At 72.8% G+C, this 6,086-nt stretch carries 7 protein-coding genes; 3 read left to right on the top strand and 4 right to left on the bottom strand.

Annotated features, from left to right (window positions below):
• A partial coding sequence (locus ACR807_RS40745) for an ATP-binding protein (RefSeq protein ID WP_438926898.1) occupies window positions 1–637 on the bottom strand: 637 nt, incomplete at its 3' end.
• Between the two features lie 125 nt (window positions 638–762).
• Between ACR807_RS40745 and ACR807_RS40740 the strand changes: the two genes are divergently transcribed.
• Together ACR807_RS40740 and ACR807_RS40735 are read left to right on the top strand one after the other, a co-directional pair.
• Window positions 763–1,194 (top strand): ATP-binding protein, encoded by a 432-nt coding sequence (locus ACR807_RS40740; RefSeq protein WP_438926897.1) that lies wholly within the window; start codon window positions 763–765, stop codon window positions 1,192–1,194.
• Complete coding sequence (locus tag ACR807_RS40735; protein WP_438926896.1) at window positions 1,191–1,982, top strand: SigB/SigF/SigG family RNA polymerase sigma factor; 792 nt, start codon at window positions 1,191–1,193, stop codon at window positions 1,980–1,982. Before ACR807_RS40740 ends, ACR807_RS40735 begins: the two co-directional genes overlap by 4 nt.
• 930 nt (window positions 1,983–2,912) lie before the next feature.
• Here ACR807_RS40735 and ACR807_RS40730 read toward each other — a convergent pair.
• The 3 genes from ACR807_RS40730 to ACR807_RS40720 all read right to left on the bottom strand — a co-directional run bounded on the left by ACR807_RS40730 (window position 2,913) and on the right by ACR807_RS40720 (window position 5,074).
• Entirely contained in the window at window positions 2,913–3,206 is a 294-nt protein-coding gene (locus ACR807_RS40730; protein WP_438926895.1) for a WhiB family transcriptional regulator, read from the bottom strand.
• Window positions 3,207–3,349: 143 nt separating this feature from the next.
• On the bottom strand, window positions 3,350–4,300 hold the full coding sequence (locus ACR807_RS40725; protein WP_438926894.1) for a TIGR03557 family F420-dependent LLM class oxidoreductase: 951 nt from the start codon (window positions 4,298–4,300) through the stop codon (window positions 3,350–3,352).
• Window positions 4,301–4,411: 111 nt separating this feature from the next.
• Complete coding sequence (locus tag ACR807_RS40720) at window positions 4,412–5,074, bottom strand: M50 family metallopeptidase (protein WP_438926893.1); 663 nt, start codon at window positions 5,072–5,074, stop codon at window positions 4,412–4,414.
• A gap of 64 nt (window positions 5,075–5,138) precedes the next feature.
• Between ACR807_RS40720 and ACR807_RS40715 the strand changes: the two genes are divergently transcribed.
• Entirely contained in the window at window positions 5,139–6,083 is a 945-nt protein-coding gene (locus ACR807_RS40715) for an aldo/keto reductase (protein WP_438926892.1), read from the top strand.
• Window positions 6,084–6,086: the final 3 nt, after the last annotated feature.

Below are 6,086 nucleotides of genomic sequence, written 5' to 3'. Positions count from 1 at the left end.
CGGCCTCGGCGACCGGGCGCAGGCTGCGGATCAGGCCCTCGGCGCGCCGGCCCAGGTCGCGCAGGTCCACGACCACGGGCACGGTGCCGCCGCGCGCGGCGGCCAGGATGCGGCGACGCACGGCGGGCGCGAACTGGGCGGGCACGTCCCCCCGCACCACCACCTCCACCCAGCCCTCGCGCTCGGTGACGACCACCGGTTCGCGCGGGGCCGAGGTGAACGTGCCGCGCGGGGTGCGCCGGGCGGCGAGGACGAGGGTCACGGTCGTGCCGGTCGGTTGGCGGTCGATCAGCACGTCGTCGACGTTCTCGTGCATCAGCAGCAGTCCCCGGCCGCGCGTGGTGAGGGCGGCGGGCGGCACGCGCCACGTGCCGTAGTCCGTGACCACGACGCGTACGCTGCCGTCAGGCCGCGCGTCGGCGTCGATGTGCACGACCCCGTCGTCACCGTGCGGGTAGGCGTGCTCCACGGCGTTGCTGGCGGCCTCGTTCACCGCGATGAGCAGGTCGTACCGGTCGTCCTCGGTGAGGCCGGAGGCGGCGAGCCAGCCGTCGAGGCCGGCACGGACCGCCGCGAGCCGGCCCGGCTGCGCCGGGAACTCCACTCCCCAGTGGTGGTCCGCGAGTTGATCCGTCAAAGGCCCTCCCCGTTGCACCTGTCAGTCTTCCCTGCCCGCGTGTCCGCTACACGTGTGAGCGACGATCAGTTCGGGTATCGATAGCGTCAGCACCACAACGAGACAGAACGGACGACGAGGTGAGCGTGTCGCACACTGAGCCGCAGAGCGGCGAGTCGGAAAGCGCCCTGGCCGGGGTTGAGCTGCGGATGGCGGCTGAGCCTACGCAGTTGTCGATCGTCCGGGCGGTGGCCGCCGACATCGCCATGCGCCAGGACTTCGACCTGGACTCCATCGAGGACCTGAAGCTGGCGGTGGACGAGGCGTGCTCCACCCTCATCTCGCTGGCCACGCCGGGGGCGGTGCTGATCGCCCAGTTCGTCGTGGTCGACGGTTCCGTGCAGGTCTCCACGAAGGTGGGTTCGCAGAGGTCGACCCCGCCGGACCGGGACAGCTTCGGCTGGCGCGTCCTCAGCGCGCTGGTCGACTCCGTGACCACGTGGGTCGCGCCGCAGGCCGACGCGTACGAGGTGCACATCGACCTGGTCAAGCGGTCGCTGGGGACGGTGGATGCGTGACGGCGCCGGACGAGGGCAAGACCCGGTCGAGCACCCAGGGTGACTACGACCACCTCGCTCCGCTGTTCGTCCGGCTCGCCGCGACGCCCGCCGACGACCCGGCGAGGGAGCGGCTGCGCGACGAACTGGTGACCGAGCACCTGCCGGTGGCCAAGCACATCGCCCGCAGGTTCGGCCACCGGGGCGAGCCCTACGACGACCTGGTGCAGGTGGCCACCGTCGGCCTGATCAACGCGGTCGACCGGTTCGACCCGGAGCGCGGGAGCGACTTCCTGTCGTTCGCGGTGCCGACGATCATGGGCGAGGTCCGGAAGTACTTCCGGGACTCCAGCTGGTCGGTCCGCATGCCGCGGCGGCTCAAGGAGCTGCACCTGGCGATCAACGCGGGGTCGGCGAGGCTGTCCCAGGAGCTGGGGCGCGCGCCGACGCCGAGCGAGCTGGCGCAGCACCTCCAGCTCAGCCGCGAGGAGATCCACGAGGGCCTGGCGGCCGGCAACGCGTACCACTCGGCGTCGCTGGACGACCTGCTCGTGGCCGACGACAGCTCCATCTCGCTGGGGAGCACCCTCGGCGAGGAGGACCCGGAGCTGGAGGCGATCGAGCAGCGGGAGGCGTTGCACCCGTTGCTGGAGAAGCTGCCGGAGCGGGAGCGCAAGATCGTGGTCATGCGGTTCTTCGGGAACATGACGCAGACGCAGATCGCGCAGAAGGTCGGGATTTCGCAGATGCACGTGTCGCGGTTGTTGGCGAAGACGCTGCGGCAGCTGCGGGACGGTTTGACGGAGTAGGGCTCTCGCACTTCCCCGGCCCTTCGCGGAGGCCGCCCGACAGGACTTTCGTCGGGCGGCCTCCGCGTTGTGGCGCTACTGTCCGGTCGGCCGCAGTGGCCTTGTCCGCAGTGGCTTTGTCCGCGGTGGTCAGCGCTTGGGCCGACACGATTGGGTGAAGATGGGCGGGAAAGTGTACGTAAACGGCTTCTCGCTCATCGGTTGAACATGAGGAGACCCCGAGCGACCACCCCCCGACCCAGCCGGAAGCGCCGGTCGAGCCGCTGAGCCGAACCGCCGGCTGGGCCGAGCTGAGCCGAGCCGGCGGCCGACGCCGAGCCGCCGAGCCGAGCCGCCGGAGGTCCCGCCACCTCGGTCCCCGGCCCGGTCGCCTGGCCCGAGCGCCGGACGTGGGCGTGCCGGACGCGCGGAACCGGCCGCCGCGCAGGCGGTGTGCGGTGCGTGGTGCGTGGTTCGCGAGGACCCGAGGCCGGGTGGAGACGCCTGTGGACCCGCGAATGCGGGTGCGGGCTCGCGGTGCGGGGAAGAAGGAGACCCACGTGGCCGGGCTGCGCTGACCGGCGGTGGGATCGGACGGGGCACCCGGGGTGTGGAGGCGGTGGGCCTGTCCGCCGCGAGGGGGTGCGACGGACGGGCCTGGCCTGGGCCTGGTGCGCCCGGGAGGTGGCTCGGCGCTGCCTGGACGGTCGACTGCTGCTGCCGGGGCCACCGGGGTCGGGCCGGCGGTGGGGTCGGGCGTGGTGGCTCGGGGTGGAGCCTGGGGGGCTCTGGTGAGCCGGGAGCCCGGACGTGCCGCGCGGGGGTGTTGGGGGTGTGGGCCGAAGGGGCTGGGGTGCTCGGGGGTCTGCGGTGCTCCGGGGCCGTCGCCCCTCGGTCAGGCGGCGGTTCGGCGGCCCGCGGTTCGGCGGCCCGCGGTCAGGTGGCCCCCGGTCAGGCGGCGGTTCGGCGGCGGGCGGCGGCGATGATGCGGCGGCGCTCGTCCTCGCCCATGCCGCCCCAGACGCCGTAGGGCTCCTGGACCGCCAGGGCGTGCTCGCGGCACTTCAGGAGGACCGGGCAGTGGGCGCAGAGCTGCTTGGCCCTGTCCTCGCGGGCGGCTCGGGCGGAGCCGCGCTCGTTGTCCGGGTGGAAGAAGACTGCGCTGTCGCTGCCGCGGCACAGTCCTTCCTTCTGCCAGTCCCAGACGTCGGTGACGGGCTTCGGCAGGCGCGCGGTGCTGGTCATCGGTATGGACCCCCTTGCGGTGTTCTGGTGCTTGATCACGGCTTACCCGCTGTTCCGGGGAGGGCAAACGTGTCCTGCCCCATCGGATCAGGTGAGTTCGGACGCGGTGAGGACGGGAACGGTCGGCGGTGAGGACGGGACGGCTAGAGGGCCGGGGCCACTTCGGTGGACCAGAACTCGAAGAAGCTCTCCTGGTCCGGGCCGATCTGCGCCACGTACAGCTCGTCGTAGCCGGCCTCGGCGTACTTGCGCACGGTGTCCACGTACGGCTGGACGTCGGGGCCGGTGGGCAGGGCCGAGGCGACCATCTCCTCGGTGACCAGGGTCGACGCCTGCTCGAAGTGCTCGGGCGTGGGCAGCAGCTGGGCGAGTTCACCGGGCAGCTGCTCGTTGGGCCACAACCGGTAGGCGGTCTTGGCGCCCGCTTCGGCGGTCGGGGCGTGGCAGACCTTGAAGCCGGCCTGGGCCGGTTTGTCGCCTCCCCCGGACGAGCGGAACTCCGACACCAACGAGTCGTCGGGCATGGTGGAGCAGAAGCCGTCGCCGATGCGGCCGGCCACGCGGGCGGCGTGGGGGCCGAAGGCGGAGACGTAGACCGGTACGGGTGATTCGGGTCGGGTGTAGAGGCGGGCGTTCTCGACCGTGTAGTGGCGTCCGCGGTGGGTGACGGACTCGCCGGTCCACAGGGCGCGCATGACCTCGACGGCCTCTTCGAGCATCTCCAGGCGTTCGGGCGCGGACGGCCACGGCCCGCCGAGGATGTGCTCGTTCAACGCCTCCCCCGTGCCGACGCCGAGCGTGAACCCGCCCCGGCACTGGACGGCGGCGGTCGCGGCGGCCTGGGCGACCACGGCCGGGTGCAGGCGCACGGTGGGGCACGTGACGGCGGTGGTGATCGGGAGCGTCGTCGCCTCGGACAGCGCACCGATCACGGACCACACGAACGGGCTGTTCCCCTGCTCGGAGTTCCAGGGGTGGTAGTGGTCGGAGATCCAGAGCCGCTCGAAGCCCGCCTGCTCGGCCCACCGGGCCTGCTGGACGAGTTCGCGCGGACCGAACTCCTCGCACGAGAGGAAGTAACCCACGCTCACCATGGGCCCCGGTTACCCGCGAAAGTGCGGCTGAACCTCGGTGTTCGCGGCCTGCTCGACGATGTCCCACGACCGTGTCGGGAGCCCCGGCGGGCGTCGTGCCGGGTGTCGGGGTCAGAGGTCCAGCGGGAGGAGCAGCCGGCCGCCGAGGACGAGCGCGCCGATGGTGACGGCGGCGAACAGCAGCACCCAGACGAGGCCGGGGACGCCGGTGACGCGGGCGAGCTGGTCGGCGTCGGACTGGGGCGCGCGGCCCCGGGCGCGGCGGCGTTGCAGCTCCCCCACCGGGCGGACGCCGCCGAGCAGCAGGAACCAGGTGACGAACAGCGCGAACGCGGCCTGCCACTCGGCGGTGGCGTACCAGGAGACGGCGAACACGACGGCGCCGGTGACGACGACGGACAGCACGCCGAACGCGTTGCGGATCATCACCAGCATGGCGGCGAGCAGCACGACGGTCGCCCACAGCAGCGGCCTGACCTGGTCGGCGAGGACGAGGCCGGCGGCGCCGAGGCCGAGCAGGGACGGGGTGACGTACCCGGCGAAGTACATGAGGACGACGGCGACGCCGGTGGGCCGGCCGCGGGAGACGGTGACGCCGGAGGTGTCGGGGTTGAGCTTGATGCCCTCCAGCCTGCGGCCGGTGAGGACGGCGACGAGGGCGTGCCCGGCCTCGTGCGCGATGGTGATGGTGTGGCGGCTCCAGCGCCAGACGCCGGGGCCGGTCACCAGGACGAGGGCCAGCGCGGCGGGCGCCCACTTCGCGAATGCGGACATCACCGCCCAGCATGCCAGGCCGGGGCTTGACCTGGAGCGCGCTCCAGCACGCAGGCTGGTGGGCATGAGGAAGACGCGCATCGGTTCCCTTGAGGTCAGCGCCCTGAGCCTGGGCACGCTGCCGTTCGGGAAGTACGTGGACGAGGGGACGTCGTTCGCGATCATGGACCGCTTCGTCGAGGCGGGCGGGACGTTCCTGGACACGGCGAACAACTACGTGTTCTGGGACGGCGGCACGGGGGACGAGAGCGAGGAGGTGGTGGGCCGCTGGTTGGCGGCGCGCGGCAACCGGGACGAGGTGGTGGTGGCGACGAAGGTGGGCGCGCGGCCGCGGACGCCCGGCACGGGGTTGGAGAACGCGGAGGGCCTGGCCGGTGACGTGGTGCGATCGGCGGCGGAGGCGAGCCTGAAGCGGTTGGGCACGGACCGGATCGACCTCTACTACAGCCACGTCGAGGACCGCGCGGTGCCGCTGGAGGACACGTTGGGCGGGTTCGCGTCGCTGGTCGAGGCGGGCCGGGTGCGGGAGGTCGGGGCGAGCAACCACGCCACGTGGCGGTTGGAGCGGGCGCGGGCGGTGGCGCGGGCGAACGGCCTGCCGGTGTACGTGGCGGTGCAGCAGCGGTTCAGCTACCTGCGGCCGCGGCCGGGGGTGCGGCTGCCGGAGTCGGGGCACGTGCACATGACCGACGAGCTGTTCGACTACGCGGCGCACGAGGGGGACGTGGCGCTGGTGGCGTACTCGGCGCTGCTGTCGGGGGCCTACCGGGACAAGCCGCTGGGTGAGGCGTACGACCACCCGGGCACGGCGCGGGGGTTGGCGGTGCTGCGGGAGGTGGCCGGGGAGCTGGGGGCGACGGTCAACCAGGTGGTGCTGGCGTGGGTGCTGCACCGGGGGGTGGTGCCGCTGGTGGGCGCGAGTTCGGTGGCGCAGCTGGAGGAGTCGCTGGGGGCGCTGGACCTGGAGCTGGACGACGACCAGCTGGGGCGGCTCGCCGGGGCGGTCTGACGC

The organism is Saccharothrix sabaoui, from assembly GCF_051756985.1.
In the GTDB taxonomy this organism is placed as follows: domain Bacteria; phylum Actinomycetota; class Actinomycetes; order Mycobacteriales; family Pseudonocardiaceae; genus Actinosynnema.
This window is presented reverse-complemented; position numbering and strand designations above follow the sequence as displayed.

Coding starts and splice junctions, on each gene's coding strand:
- ACR807_RS40730 (WP_438926895.1), bottom strand. CDS start 3,206: ATGACCAGCACCGCGCGCCTGCCGAAGCCCGTCACCGACGTCTGGGAC.
- ACR807_RS40725 (WP_438926894.1), bottom strand. CDS start 4,300: ATGGTGAGCGTGGGTTACTTCCTCTCGTGCGAGGAGTTCGGTCCGCGC.
- ACR807_RS40720 (WP_438926893.1), bottom strand. CDS start 5,074: ATGTCCGCATTCGCGAAGTGGGCGCCCGCCGCGCTGGCCCTCGTCCTG.
- ACR807_RS40715 (WP_438926892.1), top strand. CDS start 5,139: ATGAGGAAGACGCGCATCGGTTCCCTTGAGGTCAGCGCCCTGAGCCTG.